Origin of the sequence: Rhodococcoides trifolii (assembly GCF_014635345.1) — a bacterium.
GTDB classification, from domain to species: domain Bacteria; phylum Actinomycetota; class Actinomycetes; order Mycobacteriales; family Mycobacteriaceae; genus Rhodococcoides; species Rhodococcoides trifolii.
In genome coordinates this window covers 1,263,880-1,285,867 of the sequence record NZ_BMCU01000002.1, presented here as the reverse complement: position 1 = coordinate 1,285,867, position 21,988 = coordinate 1,263,880, and the positions used below count along the sequence as shown (strand labels likewise).

The window sequence follows — 21,988 nt, the reverse complement described above, 5'->3', positions numbered from 1 at the left end:
CGATTTCCTTCGGGCCGATCGAGTGGGAACGGACGATGAATGCAACGGCCTGCAACCCTTCTCCCTGTGCTCCGGGCCACATAGACATACATGCATCGGCAGGAGTTGTTCCTGCGGAACGAATGTCGAGGAGTGAGACCCGATGCGCGCAGCTGTGTACTACGGCCCGAACAAGGTGGAGATCGCCGACGTCCCCGAGCCGTCCCCCGGCCACGGACAGGTCAAGGTCGCGGTCGGCTTCAACGGGATCTGCGGAACGGATCTGCACGAGTACTACGCAGGGCCGATCTTCATCCCGACGGAACCGCACCCGTTGACCGGTCAGCAACTACCGATCGTCCTCGGCCACGAGTTCTCCGGCACCGTCGCCGAGGTGGGCACGGGCGTCACCGGCGTCGCGGTCGGCGACCGGGTCGCGATCGAACCGCTGTATCGCTGCGGTCATTGCGGACCGTGCCGTGCCGGCAACTACAACATCTGCGCCCAGATCGGCTTCCACGGGTTGATGTCCGACGGCGGGATGGCCGAGTTCACGGTCGTTCCGAGAAACATGATTCATCACCTTCCCGACAATGTGTCGCTGGAATTGGGGGCCCTCGTCGAACCGATGTCCGTGGCGTATCACGCTGCGACACTCGGTGAACCGAAGTCCGACGACACGGCGATGGTGTTCGGAGCGGGCCCGATCGGTATCGGTCTGTGGTTCGCACTCCGTGGAAAAGGCCTCGAGAACGTGTATGTCGTGGAACCGTCGACGACTCGGCGGAAGTCCATCGAGGCGCTGGGCGCGAGGACCCTGGATCCGACGGCACTCGACGTGCCGGCTTATGTTGCGGACCTCACCGACGGCCGCGGCGCCGACGCGGTGTACGACGCTGCGGGTGTGCAGGCTTCGGTCGAAACGGCGCTCGGGTGTGTGGGTGCTCGCAAGCCGATGGTCAGTGTCGCGATCTACGAAAAGCCCCTCAGCACGCCACTGATCGACCTCGTGATGAACGAGTCACGCATTCAAGGGTCGCTCTGTTACACGTCGGCGGACTACGACGCAGTGATCGCGCTGATGGCGGAGGGCAAGTACGACACCACGGGTTGGGTCGACAAGATTTCCCTCGACGGCGTCATCGACGACGGTTTCGAAGCGTTGCACGCCGGCACGAAGATGAAGGTTCTCGTGGATCCGTCGGTCGGTGGCAGTGGCGAACGCTGACGTCGTCTCGTTGCGTTCGACCTGTGATCCGGAGCACACTGAATGACGATGGTTCATTCGACGGGTCCGGAAGCTGCGGTAGCGGCAGGGGAAGACCCTCGCCGCTACGCGCAGATCCTCACTGCCGTCTACGACGCGACGATGTCGGGCGACCGGGCGCCGGCGCGTCCACGCGATGTCATCGGCGACTCGTGGCGCCGCTTGATGTCGGCCGGCGTCGACCCGGAACAGCGCGCACCCGATACCCCGACCATCGACATGTCCGACCTCGAGTTCGCCCGTCGACAGTCCGGCCTGTTCGACGTTCTGGACGATCTGGGCCGCGGACTCGAATCCGTGGTTCGCGACGGTGAGAACATCTTGGTCATCGCCGACAGGTCCGGGCGAGTGTTGTGGCGTAGCGGAACCACCACGGTCCTCGGCCGAGCGGACCGACTCGGGTTCGTCGAGGGGGCGAATTGGGCTGAGAACTCCGTGGGTACCAATGCAATCGGGACGGCCCTGGTCTCACGCCGCGCCGTTCAGATCTTCTCGGCCGAGCACTACGTCCGCAGTCACCATCCGTGGACCTGCGCCGGAGCGCCCATCCGAGATCCGCGAACCGGTGATGTTCTCGGCGCGGTCGATGTGAGCGGACCCGCTCGGTCGGTACATCCGACCACTCTGGCCCTCGTCGACGCCGTCGCCCGGCTCGCCGAGTCGCATCTTCGTGAGGACCATCGATGCACTCTCGATCGGTTGCGAGCGATCGCGGCGCCGGTTCTCGCGCGTCATCGAGGACCGGCGCTGGCGGTGGACGCTCACGGTTGGGTCGCGGCCGTCGAGTCGGTGCCGCTTCGAAGCCGAGTTCTGTTGCCCGACAACGTGTCGCCGGGTCGGTTCTGGGTGCCGTCCTTGGGTCTGTGCGACGTCGACGCGTTGCCGGGCGGCTGGCTGGTGCGAATCGCGGAGGACGACTCCGCGACCGGAACCACCCATGTCACGCTGGATCTGAGAAATCCGGAGCGCGCGACGGTGCACATCGCCGGACCGGTCGGTGAGTGGACGCACGAGGCCACCCCCCGGCATGCGGAGATCCTCTTCGTCCTGGCTCACCACCGTGACGGCCGGACTGCTCCGGAACTTGCCGACGACCTCTTCGGGGACCGCTCGCGAACGCTGACCGTCCGAGCCGAGGTATCGCGGCTTCGCAAGCATTTCGCGGGGATTCTTTCGGGTCACCCTTACCGCTTCGACGACGCGGTAGCGGTGGACGTTCTCGTTCCGGAGGTGCCGGGGCGAGTGTTGCCGCACTCGTCGGCTCCGTTCGTCAGGGCCGCGGACGTCGTGGCCTGAGCGGACGATCCCGTTCGTCGCCGGGCGATATGGTCTGGTGATGGCATCGGACTTCAGGCTCGAACGATCCGCGATCGAGCAGGCGCTGTCGGGGTTCGAACCACGCGGGATCGACGAGAGTGCCCCGCAGGGCGTCCGCATGGCCTCGGTAGTGATTGCGGTCGCCGGTGAACCGGGTCGGCGACACATCGTCCTGACCCGACGCCCTACCACCATGCGCGCACACCCCGGTCAGTTCGCCCTGCCGGGAGGAAGTGTCGACGCCGGTGAAACCGCTGTTCGAGCCGCCCTTCGCGAATTGCACGAGGAGGTGGGACTCGAGTTGACCGACGCCGACGTTCTCGGTCGTCTCGACGACTACGTGACTCGTTCGGGCTTCGTGATCCGTCCGTTCGTCGTATGGGCGGCCGAAGCGCCTGGCCCGGTCCTCGTCAACCACGACGAAGTCGCGGTGGTCTACTCGGTGACCGCCACCGAGATCGATGTCGACGTTCGGTTCGTCACCATTCCCGAGTCGCCGCGTCCGGTGATCCAGTGGCCGTTCCGGGAGTCCCTGGTCCATGCGCCGACCGGGGCGATCGTGCACCAGTTCCGTGAGGTCGTACTCGCGGGTCGGCACACACGCGTGGCCGACTTCGAGCAGCCCGTCTTCGCGTGGCGCTGAGCCGTTCTCGCATCCCGATGAACGGCCGGCAGTATGGCAGGCTGACGCCATGACCGAAGCGACGTCACAGGACCGGATCGTGACGGTACCGAACGCGCTGAGTCTGCTGCGGTTGCTGGGGATTCCGGTATTCGTGTATCTGCTGCTGGGTCCGAGGGCCGACGGCTGGGCGCTCGCGCTGTTGATGATCATCGGTGCGACGGACTGGCTGGACGGCAAGCTCGCGCGGCTTCTCGACCAATCCTCGCGGCTCGGTGCGCTTCTCGATCCGCTGGTCGATCGACTGTTCGTCGTCACCGTGCTGGTTGCGTTCGCCGTCCGCGGCATCATCCCGTGGTGGGTCGCTGCGCTGCTCATCGGTCGGGACGCGATTCTGGGGTTGACCATGTTCGTCTACAAGAGCCGCGGGTTGCCGCCGCCCGACGTCATCTACCTCGGTAAAGCAGCAACGTTCGTCATCATGTCCGCTCTTCCCATTCTGCTTGCAGCGCAGGGTGATTGGGTGGTCTCGGTGGTGGCCGACCCGGTCGGGCACGCACTGCTCGTGTGGGGGACCGGGCTCTACGTCTGGACGGGCGCTCTGTACCTGATCAAGGCCATCAGGGTGGCGCGCCGGATTCCGGTCGTCGGCCGCGCCGACCGGAAGTAGGGGTCGTCTTGCGAGATGCCGGAGCGCGCAAATACGCTCGTCCCGGGCCGACGGCCCATGGACACGTCGAAAGGAACTGGTAAGGGTGAGCGAGACCGATATCCCGACCGAGTTGAAGTACACGGCCGAGCACGAATGGGTGCAGCGCACCGGACCGACGGCGGTGCGGGTGGGTATCACGGACTTCGCACAGTCCCAGCTCGGCGACGTCGTGTTCGTGCAATTGCCGACCGTCGACGAGGCCGTCGCATCCGGGGAGTCGCTCGGCGAGGTCGAATCGACGAAGAGCGTGTCCGATATCTACTCCCCGTTGTCCGCGAAAGTCGTTGCGGTGAACGGTGAATTGGACGGCGACCCGGAGTTGGTGAACTCGGACCCGTACGGCGCAGGGTGGTTGGTCGACCTGGCGGTGGACTCGGAGTCCGAACTCGACGATCTGCTCGACGCGATGCTGGACGCCGAGGCGTACGCGGCGATCACAGAGGCATAACGTCTGCCGCCGAACAACCGGTAAGCAGCGCCATGCGCACCCGCGCGCAAGGTACGGTCGGTATTGTCCTCACGAGAGGTCACGACCGGACCTCGTGTCGCACCGGCATGGTTCGTAGAAGTACAAGCCGAAGAAGCACGAGTCGGACGACCGTGACCGAGAATGTCCTGAATTGCCTTCCGCGTCAGTCGGGGCGATCAGATCGAGGAGGAGAAACGTGAGCGATAACGGCAACGATGGCGTGTACGGCGAATCGCCGGCAGAGACGACATCCGTCTTCCGGGCAGATTTCCTGAACGAGCTCGACAAGGCCGCTCCGTCGAACACGGAAGCCCCCGTGTCGGGTGTCGAAGGACTGCCCGTCGGGTCGGCGCTTCTCGTGGTCAAGCGCGGTCCGAACGCCGGGTCTCGTTTTCTGCTCGATCAGCCGACCACCTCGGCCGGTCGCCACCCCGACAGCGACATCTTTCTCGACGACGTGACCGTCAGCCGTCGGCACGCCGAGTTCCGACAGGAAGAGGACGACTTCCAGGTCGTGGACGTCGGCAGCCTGAACGGCACGTACGTGAACCGTGAACCTGTCGACTCCGCCGTGCTCGCGAACGGCGACGAGGTACAGATCGGCAAGTTCCGTCTCGTGTTCCTCACCGGTCCCCGCGGCTCCGCGGGCGGCAGCCAGATCGGTGAAGCGTCTGCAGGTGCGGGCAGCCAGTGACAGCGGTCGGGCAGCAGTCACGCGGAGGGATGTCGATCGGCTCCGTCCTGGATCGACTGCGGCCCGACTTTCCCGACGTCACCATCTCGAAGATTCGTTTCCTCGAGGCGGAGGGACTCATCTCGCCCGAGCGCACCGCGTCGGGTTATCGGCGCTTCTCCATCGAGGATTGTGAGCGTCTGCGGTACGTCCTGACTGCGCAGCGCGACCAGTACCTGCCGCTCAAGGTGATCAAAGAGCAACTCGAAGCGATGGACGAGGGAAGCGCGGCGCTCGCCCCGCCCCTCGCTCGCCGACCACGAACTCTGGCCGTTGCCCCCGGCAGCGTGTCGCCGGACGAATTTCTGGCGGATCCGCAGACCAGGATGAGCAAGGCCGACCTGTTGGAAAGGGCCGGGATCGACGACGCCTTTCTGGCACAGCTGCGTTCGAGCGGCTTGGTGACTCCGGGACCCGCCGGCTTCTACGACGACGAGGCAGTGGTGCTGGCTCGAACGGCGTCCGCGATGACCGAGTTCGGTCTCGAGGTGCGACACCTGCGTGCGTTCAAGCTCGCGGCCGACCGCGAGGCAGGTCTGGTGGCGCAGATCGCGGGGCCCGTGGCGATGAGCCGAGACGCCGGCGCCCGAGATCGCGCCGAGGAGCTCGTTCGGGAACTGGCCGCGTTGTCCCTGATGCTGCACACATCGCTCGTGAAGCAAGCCGTCCGAGGCATGCTCGATCGTTGACTCGCACAACGCCGACGACCGTCGATCCATCGCGGCGACGGAGTGTGAATAGACTGGAGTTGCGGCCTGTCGGCCGCGACTTTTCTTGCGAGAAACACCAGGTGGGAGGCAGGCGCGATGAGCGAGATGCGCGTGATCGGGATCCGGGTCGAGCAACCGCAGAACCAACCGGTGCTCCTTCTCCGTGAGTCGGACGGTGATCGATACCTTCCGATCTGGATCGGGCAGACCGAGGCGAGCGCCATCGCGCTCGAGCAACAGGGAGTACAGCCGCCGCGTCCGCTGACCCATGACTTGATTCGGGACATTGTGACCGCACTCGGGCACACGCTCAAAGAGGTGCGGATCGTGGACCTCCAGGAGGGCACGTTCTACGCAGATCTGGTCTTCGAGAAGAACATCCGGGTGTCGGCCCGTCCGTCGGACTCGGTGGCGATCGCCTTGCGTGCCGGTGTACCGATCTTCGCCGAAGAAGCGGTGCTGGCCGAAGCGGGGTTGATCATGCCCGACGAGAGCGAGGACGAGGTCGAGAAGTTCAAGGAGTTCCTCGAGTCGGTGTCACCGGACGACTTCAAGGCCACGGACGGTTGATAACAGTTCAGTCTCACCCTCGACTCGAGGTTGAGGTTTGGGCGTGGCGCATTGATCGCGACCGCTCGGACCCATAGCGTTCGGTTCAGCAAGCGTCGAGGTCGTGAGAAGGACGTGTTGTCGGGTCGGTGGGGGCGTAGTCTTCACATACTGTGTTCTCCGAACGCCCGGCGGTACGGAACTCGTTGCCAGGGCGCGCAATGGGAGATCCGAGAGGGAGTATTTACGTGGCAGATCAGCCGCAGGAGCCCGAGCAGATGACGCTGCTCGCTCCGAACGTCGCCGACGTTCAGCCGGGCTTGTTCCCCGACGACTCCATTCCCGACGAACTCGTCGGATACCGCGTACCCAGCGCCTGCCAGATCGCCGGAATCACCTACCGTCAACTCGACTACTGGGCCAGGACCGGCCTCGTGGTCCCGTCCATCCGCGGGGCGGCCGGATCGGGGAGCCAGCGGCTCTACTCCTTCAAGGACATCCTGGTCCTGAAGATCGTGAAGCGGCTTCTCGACACCGGTATCTCACTGCAGAACATCCGGGTGGCCGTCGACCACCTTCGCCGTCGTGGCGTGGCCGACCTGGCGCGGATCACCCTGTTCTCGGACGGCACCACCGTCTACGAGTGCACGTCCGCCGAAGAGGTGGTCGATCTTCTCCAGGGCGGACAGGGAGTGTTCGGTATCGCGGTGTCCGGTGCGATGCGCGAACTCACCGGAACCATCGCCGACTTCCCGGCCGAGCGTGCCGACGGTGGCGAGAGCGAACCGACACCCGAGGACGAGCTCGCGTCGCGTCGCAAGAACCGGTCCTCACGCAAGACCGGCTAGACTCGAACTGCGTCGATGTCGCACGGGAGAGTTCCGTAGCGCGGTGATCCACTGCCGCGGTGCGGGCGCCGAAGGAGCAACACCTCTCCGTCAACCTCTCAGGCACCCAGGACCGTGCGGCCCCCGACGCCTCTGGAAAGTGGTGGACACACCCACCCGCCCACGGTGAAAGGCGCCGGCCTCTCAGGTCGGTTGCCGAATCTCTCAGGCGCCCGGAACGTCGGGCAATCGACAGAGGGAGAGGCGCGGACGTCCGCCCGAGTGCGGCGATCGCGTGTCTCGTCTCGGTTCGAGGTGTGGAGAACGCCAGTGGAGAACACAGTGAGTCAGTCCCCAGAACGCTCGTTCGTCGACCGTCACGTCGGACCGGACGCGTCCGACACCGACAGAATGCTGGCGGTCATCGGTGTCGCAGATCTCGAGGAACTCGCGGCCGCAGCGGTCCCGGCCAGCATCCTCGACGGGTCCACGGACGGCATCGCGGAGGGGCTCGACGCACTCCCACCCCCGGTCGACGAGCACCGCGCGCTGGCCGAACTGGCCGAACTGGCAAGCCGAAACACCGTGTCCACGTCCATGATCGGACTCGGGTACTACGACACCCTCACACCGCCCGTGCTGGTGCGGAACATTCTCGAGAGCCCCGCCTGGTACACCGCCTACACCCCGTATCAACCGGAGATCAGCCAGGGCCGCCTCGAAGCGTTGCTGAATTTTCAGACCATGGTGTCCGATCTGACCGGTATGGACATCGCCAATTCGTCCATGTTGGACGAGGCCACTGCGGCGGCCGAGGCGATGACTCTGCTCCGCCGGGCGAACAAGTCGAAGTCGGCCCGTCTCGTCGTCGACTCGGATCTGTTCCCGCAGACGAAGGCCGTCTTGGCGACACGGGCCGAACCGCTGGGAATCGAGCTCGTCGAAGCCGACCTGGCCGACGGGTTGCCGGACGGGGAGTTCTACGGAGTTCTCGCCCAGTACCCCGGCGCTTCCGGCCGCATTCTCGACCTCACCGGCGTGATCACGCAGGCGCACGAGCGTGGGGCTCTCGTCGCGGTGGGCGCCGACCTTCTCGCCCTGACTCTGCTCACCTCACCGGGCGAGCAGGGCGCCGACGCATGCTTCGGCACATCGCAACGCTTCGGAGTCCCGATGGGGTTCGGCGGCCCGCACGCCGGCTACCTCGCCGTCCACTCCGCGCACGCACGCCAGTTGCCCGGGCGCCTCGTGGGGGTCTCGGTCGACGCCGACGGAAATCCGGCGTACCGCTTGGCGCTGCAAACCCGCGAGCAGCACATCCGCCGCGAGAAGGCGACGTCGAACATCTGCACCGCGCAGGTTCTGCTCGCAGTCGTCGCGGCGATGTACGCCAGCTACCACGGCGCGGACGGCCTCACTGCCATCGCGCGCCGGGTTGCGGGGCGGGCGTCGAGCATCGGGACCGGTCTGACCGCGATGGGCGTCGACGTCGTCCACGAACACTTCTTCGACACCGTCGTGGCGCACGTCCCCGGTAGGGCGGCGGACGTCGTTGCGAAGGCGAAGTCCGAGCACAGGATCGACCTTCGCCTGATCGACGACGATCATGTGGGCATCTCGTGCGACGAGACGACCACGGCCCAGACGGTGTCCGATGTTCTCGGTGCGTTCGGCGGAGGCGGCGACGAGCAGCTGTCGTCCCAGCCTGCGATTGCCGCCGACATGCAGCGCTCCTCGGAGTTCCTCACCCATCCCGCGTTCACGCGCTACCGCACCGAGACGTCGATGCTGCGATACCTGCGAGCGTTGTCGGACAAGGACATCGCGCTCGACCGGAGCATGATCCCACTCGGCTCGTGCACCATGAAGTTGAACGCCACGGCCGAGATGGAGCCCATCACCTGGCCCGGCTTCAACCGGCTCCACCCATTCGCGCCGCTCACCGATGTGCCCGGCATGATGTCGCTCATCGACGACCTCGAAAAGTGGCTCGTTGCCGTGACCGGGTACGACTCCGTCAGCCTCCAACCCAACGCCGGTAGCCAAGGCGAGTACGCGGGACTGCTCGCGATTCGCGAATACCACCGCAGCCGCGGCGACGACGAGCGCACCATCTGCCTCATCCCGTCGAGTGCACACGGCACCAACGCCGCGTCCGCCGTCATGGCCGGAATGAAGGTCGTGGTGGTCTCGTGCCGGGAGAACGGCGACGTCGACGTCGACGACCTGAGGAACAAGGTCGAGACGCACCGGGACACCCTGGCCGCGATCATGATCACCTACCCGTCGACGCACGGTGTGTACGAGCACGAGATCGCCGACATCTGCGCGGCGGTGCACGACGCGGGTGGGCAGGTCTACGTCGACGGTGCGAACCTCAATGCCCTTGTCGGCGTGGCACGTCCGGGCCGATTCGGTGGCGACGTCAGCCACCTGAACCTGCACAAGACGTTCTGCATCCCGCACGGTGGCGGCGGTCCCGGGGTCGGCCCCATCGGGGTCCGCGAGCACCTCGCACCCTTCCTCCCCGGTCACCCGACGGTGCCCGGACTCGGGAGTGCGGGAGCGGTGTCGGCCGCCCCGTACGGCAGCGCTTCGATCCTGCCGATCACCTGGGCCTACATCCGAATGATGGGTGCCACGGGCCTGCGGCGCGCCACGCTGACGGCCATCGCCTCGGCCAACTACATCGCGCGCCGACTCGACGAGTACTTCCCCGTCCTCTACACCGGAGACCGGGCGATGGTGGCACACGAGTGCATCCTGGACCTGCGGCCGATGACGAAGAAGACCGGCGTGACGGTCGACGACGTGGCAAAACGGCTGGCGGACTACGGGTTTCATGCGCCCACGATGAGTTTCCCTGTGTCGGGAACCCTCATGGTCGAGCCGACCGAGAGCGAAAGCCTAGAGGAGATCGACGCATTCTGCGACGCGATGATCGCCATCAAGGGCGAGATCGACAGAGTCGGCTCGGGGGAGTGGCCCGTCGACGACAATCCGCTGCGCGGCGCCCCCCACACCGCGCACGCACTGGTCGCGGAGGAATGGGCACACCCGTACTCGCGAGAGATCGCGGCGTACCCACTGGGAACGACCCGTCCGAAGGTGTGGCCGAGTGTGCGGCGCATCGACGGAGTGCACGGCGATCGCAACCTGATCTGTTCGTGCCCGCCCATCGAAGCCTTCGCCTGACGGTCCCTCTCACTCCTCCTTCGCGAGCAGACGCCCGATCGTGCTCGCGAAGGACGGGTCCGACGACGACGTCTCGACGAGTTCGCCTCCCGTCTGTTGCGCCAGCGTGCGCAGGGTGGCGAGATCGGAGTTCGTTGCCAGAGAGACGACGTCGATGCGCACCGGCCGGGCCGGGTCGGGTCGAACGTTCGTGAGGAACGTCGCTGCCGTCAGGGAGGCGTCGTCGTTGGGACCGTCGGTGATCAGGAGAAGCGAATTGCTACGCCCTGCGTCCCAGTTGTCGACCGCCGCGCGGTAGGCGGCCTGCACCGACACGTAGGTCGACGTCGCGGTGGCCGGTCGCAGTGCCGACAGATCCGATGCCAACGCGGATCGACGCTCGCCGTCTCCCAGCGGACCCGTCGGCTCCTCGATGCGATAAGCAGTGGTTCCGTCGAGGTTGCGGCTGTAGACCCACAGTCCGACGTCTGCGGAGTCCGGCCGGCCGGAGATGCCGGCGGTCAGAGCGCGGGTGGTGTTGGTCAGCCTCGAGGCCGAGCCGTCCACGGTCTCCATGGAGCCGGAGACGTCGAGGAGAACCGTCGTCGTCGTGGGGGAGACGGGGTTCGCGAGAGTCGACGCGACCGCAGCGGACGCCCCTGCAGTGGGTGCCGGTGCCGGTAGTCCGACAGCGGTGAATTCCAGCCCGTCCGAGCTCGCCGGCGCGACCGGCTGCCTCTCCGGGCCGGCGACACGAAACCCGGCCTGACCCAACATGTTCTGCTGATCCGACCCCAGGACATAGTCGACGAATTCGGCAGCTGCACTGCTCTGCGTCTCGTCGACACCGGACAGCACCACTGATGGATGATCCGCGATGGGCGTCGCCCCGGCCGGCCGGTAGACGGTGAGGGTCGAACCGGCCTTCCGCGTCGCATACAGCTGTTGCTCGGTGGCAGGGACCACGTGGAAGGTGCCCTGCGCGGGATCGGCTTCGGAGACGATCTGTGCCAGGGCTGCCCCGGTGTCGGCGGGCGGGTCGGCGGTCTCGGCCAGGGCCAGTTGCGACAGACCGGCGACGACGGTTCCGGAGGAGACCTGGTCGGCAGTGAGCGGTTCGGTCGTGGCGCCGGCGAGGCCGATCGCCACAGCGTCCGTTGCGAGAGTCGTTGCGTCCGAACCGGCTCCGGACGGTAAGGCCATGCGGAGCGAACCCCATCCGGTCAAGCCGATCGCGTCGAGCGAGCCGGCGACCCCGGCGAGGCGAGGTAGATCGGCCCACCCGGCGGCGGCCGCGCCGAGAGCGGCAGTCAGATCGCCGGGCGCAGCGAGCACCACCGGACTCGATGCCAGGGACTTGGGGGTGCCGTTCACGGCACCGGTCTGCTCGAGGACGGGCGCTGCCGCCGCCGAGCTGCTCGGTATCCACAGAGCCGGCCGCGGACCCGTCGTGGGCGCGGCCGACCCTCCCTGCAGAGCCGAGGCCATCGCCGCAGACGGGGCGGCGGTGACGTTCAGCGTGATGCAGTGATCGCGAACCACGGGTGCGGTGTCGTTCCACCGGCCGGCGAGTTCGGTGATCGACTCGGCGATGTCGGGATCAGCGGACACCTCGACCGTCGACGGACCTTCGACGCACGCCTGTGCGGCCTCGGCCCCCTGGTCGGAAATCTGGTTGCGCAGCTCGAACCAACCGAACACCAGGGCGGCGACCACGACGAGTGCGACGACGGCGATGATCGGGCCTTTGCTGACCCCCCGACCACCTCCGTCGTCGGACTCGCGGCGGTGTTCGCCCATGACCTATGCGTTCGCGGCTTTGTACTCGCGGCGGCGTGCGTGCAGGATCGGCTCGGTGTAGCCGTTCGGCTGCGACGTGCCCTCGAGGATCAGGTCCCGAGCGGCGAGGAACGCGATGTTCGAATCCGGATCCTCGGCCAGGTTGCGGTAGGTGGGATCGCCCGAGTTCTGACGATCGACCACCGGCGCCATCCGCTTCAGCGACTCGACGACCTCGTCCTCGGTCACCACGCCGTGACGCAGCCAGTTGGCGACCAGCTGACTCGAAATACGCAGTGTCGCACGGTCTTCCATCAGAGCGACATCGTCGATGTCGGGAACCTTGGAGCAGCCGACACCGTGGTCGATCCACCGGACGACGTACCCGAGGATGGATTGGGAGTTGTTGTCGAGTTCGTTGCGCTTCTCCTCGCCCGACCAGTCAGTCGACGGAGCGAGGGGGATCTCGAGGATGTCGTCGACGGATGCCCGCTTGGACTTCGCGATCTCCTCCTGGCGGGCGAACACGTCCACCTGGTGGTAGTGCAGGGAGTGCAGCGTGGCCGCCGTCGGCGAGGGAACCCACGCCGTGTTGGCGCCGGCCTTCGGGTGCCCGATCTTCTGCTCGAGCATGTCGTGCATGAGGTCCGGCATCGCCCACATGCCCTTGCCGATCTGAGCCTTGCCCTCGAGCCCGGCGGCCAGACCGGTGTCGACGTTGAAGTCCTCGTAGGCGGCGATCCACTTCTGCTTCTTCATCTCTGCCTTGCGCACCACCGGGCCGGCGAGCATCGAGGTGTGGATCTCGTCTCCGGTGCGGTCGAGGAAGCCGGTGTTGATGAACACGACGCGTTCCTTCGCGGCCAGGATGCAGGCCTTGAGGTTGACCGTGGTCCGGCGCTCCTCGTCCATGATGCCGACCTTGAGAGTGTTCGTCGGCAGTCCCAGAACGCCTTCGACCCGCCCGAACAGTTCGTTCGTGAACGCGACCTCGTCCGGCCCGTGCATTTTCGGCTTCACGATGTACAGCGAACCGGTCCGGCTGTTCTTCAGTGCCGTTCCGTCCTGCAGGCTGTGCATGCCCGTCAACGATGTGAACAAGGCGTCGAGAATGCCCTCGGGCACCTCGTCTCCGTTCTTGTCCAGAATGGCGTCGCTGGTCATCAGGTGACCGACGTTGCGCACGAACAGCAGCGACCGTCCGTGGAGCGACAGCTCGGAGCCGTCGAGCGCGGTGTAGACGCGGTCGGGGTTCATCGTGCGGGTGAAGGTCTTGCCGCCCTTGCTGACCTCCTCCGTCAGGTCGCCGCGCATCAGGCCGAGCCAGTTGTGGTACCCGAGCACCTTGTCGTCGGCGTCGACGGCGGCAACCGAGTCCTCGAAGTCCATGATGGCCGTGACGGCCGATTCGAGCACGACGTCCTTGACGCCGGCGGCGTCGGTCTTGCCGATCGGGCTCTCTGCGTCGATCTGGATCTCGAAGTGCAAACCGTTCTGCACGAACAGGATTCCGGTCGGGGCGGACGGCTCACCGGTGTACCCGAGCAGCAGGGCGGGGTCCGCCAAGCCGACCGTCTCACCGGAGGACAGGGTGACCGCCAGGGCGTCTCCGTCGACGGCGTACTTCGTGGCGTCGACGTGCGACCCGGATGCGAGAGGCGCCGTGTCGTCGAGGAACTTGCGTGCGAACGCGATGACCTTGTCGCCGCGGACCTTGTTGTAGGACGTGCCCTTCTCGGCGCCGTCCTCCTCCGAGATGGCGTCGGTTCCGTACAGCGCGTCGTACAACGAACCCCACCGTGCGTTGGACGCGTTGATGGCGAAGCGGGCGTTGAGAACTGGCACCACGAGCTGGGGGCCCGCGGTGGTGGTGATCTCGGTGTCGACGCCGTCCGTGGTGATGTGGAAGTCGGCGGGCTCGTCCTCGAGGTACCCGATTTCCTTCAGGAACGCCTTGTACTCGGCCCGGTCGTATCCGGTTCCCGGGTGCTCGGAGTGCCACGCATCGAGCTTGCCCTGGATCTCGTCGCGGGTGGTGAGCAGAACGCGGTTCTTCGGCGACAGGTCGTCGATGAGCTTTTCGGTGGCGGACCAGAACGCGGCGGAGTCGACACCTGTGCCGGGCAGCGCCTGCTTCTCCACGAAGTCGTAGAGCACCGTGGCCACCTGCAAGTTACCGACTTGCGTTCTCTCCGTCATGAATGCCTCACTTCGCTTCGTTCGTCACGGACGTTGCGCCCGCGCTGGACAGGAGAACATGTTACTCACTGGTAAGCGAGCAATCGTCGGCAGAGCAGCGACACTTCCTCGCGCAGCGGAGCCGCCTCGGCCGACACCGTCGCCTGCGCCCGAACGTACTCGGCTCGTCCCGCTGCGGTCTCGATTTCGACGGGTGTGTACCCGAGGTCTCTCAAGTCGTACGGACTTGCTCGCATGTCGAGCTCCCGTGCCCGCAGTGCCAGTTCGAAGCACCGCAGAACCAGGTCCGACGGAACCAGGGGGGCGAGTTTGGTGCACCATTTGTAGAGGTCCATGTTGGCGTGCAGACACCCCGGCTGTTCGAGACGGAGCTGATCCGCACGGGCGAGAACACGTGCGTTCAACGGTGCGGCCTCGGGGGTGAAGAATCGAAACGCGTCGTAGTGAGTGCACCCGAGCTGAGCCGACTCGACTACCCGGTCGGTTGCGGCCGGCCCCAGACGCAGCGGCACGTCGTGGCGAACGGAGGCCGGGTCGCCGCGATAGACCATCGCCCACTCGTGCAGGCCGAAGCATCTCAGCACCGGTTCGCGAGCGGCGGTGACCCGCGTCAGGTGCTCCACGAACTCGAGTGTCGAGCGGCGGCGGACCAGGAACTCGTCGGAGACACGGACCGCCGACTGCTCGAACGATCGATCCACCTCGAAACCGGTCGAGCCGACGAAGTCGTCGGCACCGGCACCGGTCAGAACCGTTCCGAATCCTGGACTCCACCGGCGCAGCAGACCGGGTTTGAGGTTGTAGTACGTGAAGAGGAAATCCAGGACCGGATGCGACCGTCCGTGTCGACGACCCTCGGCGTAGGCCCCGACGAGCGCGTCGACGTGCTCACGATGCGCCGACCGCCGCGTGGTCCACTCGACTTCGTCGAGCACCGTGAACTCCACGTCGGTCGTTCTCACGCGTTCCGTGACCCCGGTACGAAATCGTCGCCTCGGTGCGTGCCGTCGCGCACGGTCCCCACGAACTCCTCCACGACGTCCTCGAGAGCGACGATGCCGATGGTTCCGACACCCTTCTCGACCACCGCTCCGAGGTGTGAACGTTGTCGCCGGAGCGCTGACAACGCCTCGTCCAACGGAGTGGAGACGTCGACGATGGGCAGCGGACGAACGTCTGCGCGTGGGATGACCGAGTCCGGGCCGGCCGATTCGTCGGCCATCAGATCGAGAACGTCCTTCAGATGCAGGTAACCGATCAGCCCGTCGTTCTCGGCGCGCACGGGGTATCGCGAGAAGCCCGTCTCCCGGACGGCGGCCTCGATGGCACCCAGCGTCGGTCCGGACGGGCCGGCGACGACTGTCCGAGCGAGGTCGAGCGGGATGAGCACGTCTCGCACCGTCCGGCCGGTGGTCTCGAGTGCCTGACGGAGCCGCCGGTGTTCGCCCTCGTCGATCAGACCTTCCGATCGCGATTCGCCGATCATCTCCGACAACTCCGTTGCCGAGACGCTCGAGCTCAACTCGTCCTTGGCCTCGACTCGCAACGCGCGCAGGACCAGGTTGGCGCTGATGTTGTAGAAACCGATCAAGGGATGTGCAACCTTGAGCCAGACGAGGTGAATCGGAACGAGCAGCATCGCCGTCTTCTCGGGCCCGGCGATGGCAATGTTCTTGGGCACCATCTCACCGATGAGGATGTGCAACACGACCACCAGCGCGAGTGCGAAGGCGAACGCGATCGGGTGCAGGAGCGCCTCGGGGACGTGAACGAGGTCGAGCGGCGCTTCGATCAGATGCGCTACCGCGGGTTCACCGACACGGCCCAGCAGGATCGAGCAGATCGTGATGCCGAGCTGAGCAGCGGCGAGCATCAACGACAGGTTCTGGCCTGCCTCGATGACCGTCTGCGCGCGTTTCTTGCCTTGCGCGACGAGGTTTTCCAAGCGGTCGCGTCGGGCGGAGATCAACGCGAACTCGGCGCCCACGAAGAAGGCGTTGAGCAGCAGCAGCACGGCGGCGAGAAGGACACCGTAGAAGTCATTCATCGTTCGCACCTGCTGCCGCCAGTTGCGCCAGTTCGTCCTGCGGGACCGGTCGGATCAGAATGCGATCGATGCGCCGACCGTCCATCGCGGTGACCGTGGCGATCCACCCACCGGCATCGTCGGACTCGGCGTCGCGCAGCATCGGTGGCAGAGCGACCTGCTCGCCTTCCTCCGGAATACGCTCGAACTGGGTCAACACCAGTCCGCCGAGGGTGTCGTACTCGCCTTCGGGCGCTGCGTAGCCGGTCGCCTCGTCGACCTCGTCGATGCGGAGCAGACCCGAGCACAACCACCCGTCGTCCGTACGCTGGACGTCGATTTCCGGCTGGTCGTGTTCGTCGCGCACGTCGCCGACGATCTCCTCGATCAGGTCCTCCATGGTCACCATGCCTGCAGTGCCGCCGTACTCGTCGACGACCAGGGCCACCTGCATTCCGTCGGCCCGCACCCGGTCCATGACGGAATCGCCGTCCAGGCTCGCGGGGACGTTGGGAACGCGTTGGGCCAAGGTGCTCAGTTCGGTGGTGGGGCGCGCAGCGGTCGGAATGGTGAAGGCGTGCTTGATGTGCACGACACCGAGCGTGTCGTCGAGGTCGCCGTCGACGATCGGAAAACGCGAGAACCCGGTACGGGCGGCGACGGCGATGAGATCGGTGACGGTGTCGGTGGCGGCGAGGGTCTCGATCTTGACGCGCGGAGTCATGAGTTCCTCGGCACTGCGTTCGCCGAACTGCAACGACCGGTCCACAAGCAACGCGGTGCCCTCGTCGAGCGAACCTTGTTCCGCCGAACTCCGGACGAGCGAGCCGAGCTCCTGAGGTGATCGCGCCGATCGCAGTTCTTCGGCAGGTTCGACGCCGAGGCGGCGAACTATCCAGTTCGCGGTTCCGTTGAGCCCGTTGATCGCCCATCTGAAGACCAGCGAGAAGCCGGCCTGCAGGCCGGCCGTCGCGCGTGCGGTTTTCAGTGGAGCTGCGATCGCCAGGTTCTTGGGTACCAGCTCACCGAACACCATCGACACCGAGGTGGCGATGACCAGAGCCAGAGCGAGGGAAATGCCACCGGCCAGATCGTCGTCGGCCCCGAGGGCGGTGAGTCCGGGGGTGATGAACCGCGCCAGAACGGGTTCGGCGATGTATCCCGTGATCAGCGTGGTGATCGTGATACCGAGCTGCGCACCGGAGAGCTGGAACGACAGCGTCTTGTGCGCGTGCTGCACCTGCCGGGCGCGTCTGTCGCCGTCGCGCGCATGGGCGTCGACCGTACTGCGTTCGAGGGCGGTCAACGAGAACTCGGCCGAGACGAAGATGGCAGTGCCGGCGGTGAGTGCGACGAAACCGACGAGGCTGGCAACGGTGATCAGGACGGTCACTGGACGTCACCGCGCATGCACAGCAACGAGAGTTGGGGAGGATCGCCGGGTTCGAGACCCGGCTCGGTAGAGGAACCCTCCGAAGTGGGGGCGCTCGACGTGTCGCCGGAGTCGGAAGGACCGGGGGCTGTGAGAGTAGGTGCCGCGGGCACCGTGGTCCTTTCGATAGACACTGCTGTAGGGCGTGACGGGTCAGCAAAACAGGAAACTGACCGCGCGGTGTGTGCTTACTGTACCGGCGACGCGACGTTTCGTGGACTCGGCAAACGATCCGGCCGGCCTCCGGCCTTCCCGCCAATCGATCCGGCCGGCCTCCGCGCACTCGGTTGGTCACCACCCGGCAGGCAGGGGCCGCCCTTCCGCGAAGCCCGCTGCAGACTGCACTCCCAGCACGGCGTCGCGGTGCAGTTCCTCCAACGAGCGCGCTCCCGCGTAGGTGCAGGTACTGCGGACACCGGCGCAGATGTGGTCGATGAGATCTTCAACACCCGGGCGCTCGGGATCCAGACGCATACGCGAACTCGATATGCCTTCCTCGAACAGGCCCTTGCGTGCGCGATCGAAGGCGCTGTCGGCCGCCGTGCGCGCTGCGACCGCGCGCTTGGATGCCATCCCGAAGCTCTCCTTGTACGCGTTCCCGGACGAGTCGACCCGGAGGTCGCCGGGCGACTCGTAGGTGCCGGCGAACCAGGATCCGATCATCACGTTCGCTGCACCCGCGGCGATGGCGAGGGCCACGTCCCGAGGGTGCCGCACGCCACCGTCCGCCCACACGTGCTTACCCAGTTCCCTTGCTGCCGATGCGCATTCGCGCACGGCCGAGAACTGCGGCCTACCGACGCCGGTCATCATGCGGGTGGTGCACATGGCGCCGGGGCCGACACCGACCTTCACGATGTCCGCTCCGGCCTCGATCAGGTCACGCGTGCCCGAGGCGGACACGACGTTGCCGGCGGCGATGGGAACCCCGAGACCGAGGTCCGCGACGGACCGGAGGGCTTCCAGCATCTTCTGCTGATGGCCGTGCGCAGTGTCGAGAACGAGGAGATCAGCACCCGCGTCGACGAGCGCCTTCGCTTTGCTGCCCACGTCGCCGTTGATGCCGACCGCCGCCGCGATGCGCAACTGTCCGTTGCTGTCCGTCGCGGGGCGATAGATCTCGGCACGCAGCGCTCCCGTCCTGGTCAGGACCCCGGCCAGCGTTCCGTCGCCGCGGGTGAGCACGGCGAGATCCTCGTGCCGGCTCTCGAGCATCTCGAACACCGCGCGCGGATCGGTGTCGACCGGGGCGGTCACGAAGGTCGACGAGGCGACGGTGCCCAACCGCGCGAAGCGGTCCACGTCGGCGCAGGAGTTCTCGGTCACCACCCCGATCGGACGATCGTCGGCCACCACCACGACGGCCCCGTGGGCCCGTTTGTGCATGAGGGCGAGCGCGTCGGAGACCGACGCGTCGGGAGCGAGGCTCACCGGCGTGTCCGCGACCAGATCACGCGACTTCACGAACGCCACGGTCTCGGCGACGGCGCTGGTGGGGAGGTCTTGGGGAATGACCACGATGCCACCGCGGCGCGCGACGGTCTCGGCCATCCGGCGCCCGGAGACAGCCGTCATGTTGGCGACGACGATCGGAATCGTGGTGCCGGAACCGTCGACACTGGAGAGGTCGACGTCGAATCTCGACGTGACATCGGTTCGATTCGGGACGAGGAAAACATCGTCGTAGGTGAGGTCGTACGGCGGCTGCGGTCCGGGAAGGAATTGCACGTTGTACGAGGGTACGCGGTTCGGGCCGTTACGCGGAATCGTGCGCGACGGGGCCGAGGTCGTCGGTGCCGACCACGGCCTGGACTCGGGACAGCAGTATCGCGCTCGCAATCATCGCCGCGACCGCGGCGCCGACCACGACGAACCCGACACCCCCGGTGCGGAGGCGTTCGTCGAGAACCGCAATCCCGAGTACCGCGGCACCGATCGGTTCTCCGACCGTCACGGCGGGAAGCGATGCGGCCAGCGGCCCGACCTGAAAAGCTTTCTGCTGCAGATAGAAGCCGATCACCCCGGATGCGACCAGTGCCCAGGTCTGCCACGCCGTCGCAGCCTCGAGCAGGCCGTCACCGACGAGGTCGGTCACGTACTTCGTGAACGCGACGGCCACTCCGAACAGAACGCCGCCCGCGGACCCGAGAAGCAGGGCGCGCCAGCGCGGGTCACGGATCGCGAAGGCCCCCGCCGTCGCTGCGGCGCACACGCCCACGACCACGCAGAGCGGAAGTGCCCACTGCGACCATGGTGCGTCGGAGTTGCCCTCGGTCGGGTTGCCGACCGCGAGGAATACGACGAGCGATGCGGCGAGCACGGATGCGAACACCCATGTCGAGCGACGCATGGTCAACCCGGAGAACCTCGCCGACAGGGGCAGTGCGAAGAGCAGCATGGTCACCAACAAAGGTTGCACGATCAGAACGGATCCGACCGCGAGTGCAGCGACCTGCACGAGATACCCGCCGGCGTCACCGACCAGTCCGGCCCACCAGCGTCTGCTGCTGACGAGACCGGAGACCAGAGATCGACCGTCGGGCACCGCGGACGCGGCACTCTGCTGGGCGACGGCGCCGCACGCGAAGAGCAGCGCCGCCACCAGCGAGAGAACGACCGCGGCGATCGGCACGTCGGTCAGGCTTCGACTTCGGACCTGTCACCGCTCCAGAGCGTGTGGAACTTGCCCTCGGCGTCGATGCGCTCGTAGGTGTGTGCGCCGAAGAAGTCGCGTTGGCCCTGAGTCAACGCGGCGGGCAGACGCTCGGCGCGCAACGCGTCGTAGTACGCGAGCGAGGACGCGAACGCCGGGACGGCAATGCCGAGGGACGCGGCGGTGACCACGACCCGTCGCCAGCTGTCGATTGCGTTCTCGATGGCCTCGCGGAAGTACGGCGCGAGAATCAGGGACGGCAGTTCGGCGTTGTCGTCGTACGCGTCCTTGATGCGGTTCAGGAAACGCGCTCGAATGATGCACCCACCGCGCCAGATGGTGGCGAGGTCGCCGGGGTGCAGGTTCCAGTCGTATTCGGCGCTGCCCGCGGCGATCTGGTCGAATCCCTGCGCGTAGGCGACGATCTTCGACGCATACAGCGCGCGGGAGATGTCGTGTGTGAACTGCTCGGCGTCGGTCGGCTTGTCGGCGAGAGAACCCGAGGCCAGCCCGACAGCTGCCTTGCGCTGAGCACGCGATCCCGACAGTGCACGCGCGAACACCGCCTCCGCGATACCGGTGACGGGCACGCCGAGGTCGAGAGCGGCCTTGACCGTCCAGCGTCCCGTGCCCTTCTGCTCGGCCGCATCGACGATGACGTCGACGAGAGGCTTGCCCGTCTTCGCGTCGACCTGCTTCAGGACCTCGGCGGTGATCTCGACGAGGTAGCTCTCGAGGTCGCCCGAATTCCATTCGGTGAAGACGTCGGCGATCTGTGCGGGGGAGTAGCCCAGGGCGTCGCGGAAGAGGTTGTAGGCCTCGCCGATCAGCTGCATGTCGGCGTATTCGATGCCGTTGTGCACCATCTTGACGAAGTGGCCGGACCCGTCCGGGCCGATGTGTGTGCAGCACGGGGTGCCGTCGACCTTCGCGGAGATCTCTTCGAGCAGGGGCCCGAGAGCCTTGTAGGAGTCGACGGGTCCGCCGGGCATGATCGATGGGCCGTTGAGGGCACCTTCTTCGCCGCCGGAGATTCCTGCGCCCACGAACAGCAGACCGCGGTCCTTCATGGCCGCCTCGCGGCGGATCGTGTCGGTGTAGAGGGCGTTGCCACCATCGATGATGATGTCGCCTTCTTCCATCGCGCCGGCGAGCTCCTCGATCACCGCGTCGGTGGGGTCACCCGCCTTCACCATGATCAGCACGCGCCGTGGCTTCTCGAGGCTGGCGACGAACTCCTCGATGGTCTCCGAGCGTATGAACGTGCCCTCGTCGCCGTGTTCCTTCAGCAGCGCGTCGGTCTTGGAGATGCTGCGGTTGTGGAGCGCGACGGTGAACCCGTGGTGGGCGAAGTTGCGTGCGATGTTGGAGCCCATGACCGCGAGGCCGGTGACCCCGATCTGGGCGAGCGTGGACGAATCCGAAGAAGTCATGACTACAGCTTTCCCTGCGCGGGGAAAATTGGAAACTCGGACAGCCCGAGACGACGAAAAACGGGACACCGGCAACTGCCGATGTCCCGCTTCGTCGAGGTTCGACC

At 66.3% G+C, this 21,988-nt stretch carries 18 protein-coding genes and 1 riboswitch; of the genes, 10 read left to right on the top strand and 8 right to left on the bottom strand.

Features of this window, described 5'->3' with window-relative positions; all coding sequences use genetic code 11:
* Positions 1 to 142: 142 nt before the first annotated feature.
* The 10 genes from IEW02_RS13195 (at position 143) to gcvP (ending at position 10,380) form a co-directional block, all read left to right on the top strand.
* Positions 143 to 1,207 carry a 2,3-butanediol dehydrogenase gene (locus IEW02_RS13195; protein WP_188545184.1) on the top strand — a complete coding sequence of 355 codons (1,065 nt, stop codon included), beginning with the start codon at positions 143 to 145 and terminating at the stop codon, positions 1,205 to 1,207.
* A gap of 48 nt (positions 1,208 to 1,255) precedes the next feature.
* Positions 1,256 to 2,542, top strand: a complete 1,287-nt coding sequence (locus IEW02_RS13190; protein ID WP_188545183.1) for a GAF domain-containing protein — start codon at positions 1,256 to 1,258, stop codon at positions 2,540 to 2,542.
* Positions 2,543 to 2,582: 40 nt separating this feature from the next.
* Positions 2,583 to 3,206, top strand: coding sequence for an NUDIX hydrolase (locus IEW02_RS13185; protein ID WP_188545182.1), 624 nt, complete (start codon positions 2,583 to 2,585; stop codon positions 3,204 to 3,206).
* A gap of 49 nt (positions 3,207 to 3,255) precedes the next feature.
* Positions 3,256 to 3,855, top strand: coding sequence for a CDP-alcohol phosphatidyltransferase family protein (locus IEW02_RS13180; RefSeq protein ID WP_188545181.1), 600 nt, complete (start codon positions 3,256 to 3,258; stop codon positions 3,853 to 3,855).
* A gap of 85 nt (positions 3,856 to 3,940) precedes the next feature.
* Positions 3,941 to 4,345, top strand: a complete 405-nt coding sequence (gcvH, locus tag IEW02_RS13175; protein WP_188545180.1) for a glycine cleavage system protein GcvH — start codon at positions 3,941 to 3,943, stop codon at positions 4,343 to 4,345.
* A gap of 217 nt (positions 4,346 to 4,562) precedes the next feature.
* Positions 4,563 to 5,060 (top strand): glycogen accumulation regulator GarA, encoded by a 498-nt coding sequence (gene garA, locus IEW02_RS13170; protein ID WP_188545179.1) that lies wholly within the window; start codon positions 4,563 to 4,565, stop codon positions 5,058 to 5,060.
* Positions 5,057 to 5,788 carry a transcriptional regulator FtsR gene (gene ftsR / locus IEW02_RS13165; RefSeq protein ID WP_188545178.1) on the top strand — a complete coding sequence of 244 codons (732 nt, stop codon included), beginning with the start codon at positions 5,057 to 5,059 and terminating at the stop codon, positions 5,786 to 5,788. Before garA ends, ftsR begins: the two co-directional genes overlap by 4 nt.
* 117 nt (positions 5,789 to 5,905) lie before the next feature.
* On the top strand, positions 5,906 to 6,379 hold the full coding sequence (locus tag IEW02_RS13160; RefSeq protein WP_188545177.1) for a bifunctional nuclease family protein: 474 nt from the start codon (positions 5,906 to 5,908) through the stop codon (positions 6,377 to 6,379).
* 257 nt (positions 6,380 to 6,636) lie between these two features.
* A complete protein-coding gene (locus IEW02_RS13155; protein WP_229746022.1) occupies positions 6,637 to 7,206 on the top strand; it encodes a MerR family transcriptional regulator in 570 nt (189 codons plus the stop codon).
* 13 nt (positions 7,207 to 7,219) lie between these two features.
* Positions 7,220 to 7,331, top strand: a riboswitch (glycine riboswitch).
* A 196-nt stretch (positions 7,332 to 7,527) separates the two neighbouring features.
* Positions 7,528 to 10,380, top strand: a complete 2,853-nt coding sequence (gcvP, locus tag IEW02_RS13150) for an aminomethyl-transferring glycine dehydrogenase (protein WP_188545175.1) — start codon at positions 7,528 to 7,530, stop codon at positions 10,378 to 10,380.
* 9 nt (positions 10,381 to 10,389) lie between these two features.
* On the opposite strand, the gene IEW02_RS13145 is transcribed toward gcvP, so the two are convergent.
* From IEW02_RS13145 to gnd, 8 genes are all read right to left on the bottom strand, one after another.
* On the bottom strand, positions 10,390 to 12,159 hold the full coding sequence (locus tag IEW02_RS13145) for a substrate-binding domain-containing protein (protein ID WP_188545174.1): 1,770 nt from the start codon (positions 12,157 to 12,159) through the stop codon (positions 10,390 to 10,392).
* A gap of 3 nt (positions 12,160 to 12,162) precedes the next feature.
* Entirely contained in the window at positions 12,163 to 14,337 is a 2,175-nt protein-coding gene (locus IEW02_RS13140; RefSeq protein ID WP_188545173.1) for a malate synthase G, read from the bottom strand.
* A gap of 65 nt (positions 14,338 to 14,402) precedes the next feature.
* Positions 14,403 to 15,299: a 3-methyladenine DNA glycosylase gene (locus IEW02_RS13135; RefSeq protein ID WP_229745983.1), complete on the bottom strand. Its 897-nt coding sequence runs from the start codon at positions 15,297 to 15,299 to the stop codon at positions 14,403 to 14,405.
* Positions 15,296 to 16,384 carry a hemolysin family protein gene (locus tag IEW02_RS13130; protein WP_188545172.1) on the bottom strand — a complete coding sequence of 363 codons (1,089 nt, stop codon included), beginning with the start codon at positions 16,382 to 16,384 and terminating at the stop codon, positions 15,296 to 15,298. The genes IEW02_RS13135 and IEW02_RS13130 overlap by 4 nt, the downstream gene beginning before the upstream one ends.
* Positions 16,377 to 17,756, bottom strand: a complete 1,380-nt coding sequence (locus tag IEW02_RS13125) for a hemolysin family protein (protein ID WP_188545171.1) — start codon at positions 17,754 to 17,756, stop codon at positions 16,377 to 16,379. Before IEW02_RS13125 ends, IEW02_RS13130 begins: the two co-directional genes overlap by 8 nt.
* Positions 17,757 to 18,086: 330 nt before the next feature.
* Positions 18,087 to 19,523, bottom strand: coding sequence for a GuaB1 family IMP dehydrogenase-related protein (locus IEW02_RS13120; protein ID WP_188545170.1), 1,437 nt, complete (start codon positions 19,521 to 19,523; stop codon positions 18,087 to 18,089).
* 28 nt (positions 19,524 to 19,551) lie between these two features.
* Positions 19,552 to 20,436: a DMT family transporter gene (locus IEW02_RS13115; RefSeq protein WP_188545352.1), complete on the bottom strand. Its 885-nt coding sequence runs from the start codon at positions 20,434 to 20,436 to the stop codon at positions 19,552 to 19,554.
* Positions 20,433 to 21,881: an NADP-dependent phosphogluconate dehydrogenase gene (gnd, locus tag IEW02_RS13110; RefSeq protein WP_188545169.1), complete on the bottom strand. Its 1,449-nt coding sequence runs from the start codon at positions 21,879 to 21,881 to the stop codon at positions 20,433 to 20,435. Before gnd ends, IEW02_RS13115 begins: the two co-directional genes overlap by 4 nt.
* Between the last annotated feature and the right edge of the window lie 107 nt (positions 21,882 to 21,988).

Bases quoted from the DNA above. Each gene is read 5' to 3' on its own strand.
- IEW02_RS13195 (WP_188545184.1), top strand. From the start codon at position 143: ATGCGCGCAGCTGTGTACTACGGCCCGAACAAGGTGGAGATCGCCGAC.
- IEW02_RS13190 (WP_188545183.1), top strand. From the start codon at position 1,256: ATGGTTCATTCGACGGGTCCGGAAGCTGCGGTAGCGGCAGGGGAAGAC.
- IEW02_RS13185 (WP_188545182.1), top strand. From the start codon at position 2,583: ATGGCATCGGACTTCAGGCTCGAACGATCCGCGATCGAGCAGGCGCTG.
- IEW02_RS13180 (WP_188545181.1), top strand. From the start codon at position 3,256: ATGACCGAAGCGACGTCACAGGACCGGATCGTGACGGTACCGAACGCG.
- IEW02_RS13160 (WP_188545177.1), top strand. From the start codon at position 5,906: ATGAGCGAGATGCGCGTGATCGGGATCCGGGTCGAGCAACCGCAGAAC.
- IEW02_RS13155 (WP_229746022.1), top strand. From the start codon at position 6,637: ATGACGCTGCTCGCTCCGAACGTCGCCGACGTTCAGCCGGGCTTGTTC.
- IEW02_RS13145 (WP_188545174.1), bottom strand. From the start codon at position 12,159: ATGGGCGAACACCGCCGCGAGTCCGACGACGGAGGTGGTCGGGGGGTC.
- IEW02_RS13140 (WP_188545173.1), bottom strand. From the start codon at position 14,337: ATGACGGAGAGAACGCAAGTCGGTAACTTGCAGGTGGCCACGGTGCTC.
- IEW02_RS13130 (WP_188545172.1), bottom strand. From the start codon at position 16,384: ATGAATGACTTCTACGGTGTCCTTCTCGCCGCCGTGCTGCTGCTGCTC.
- gnd (WP_188545169.1), bottom strand. From the start codon at position 21,881: ATGACTTCTTCGGATTCGTCCACGCTCGCCCAGATCGGGGTCACCGGC.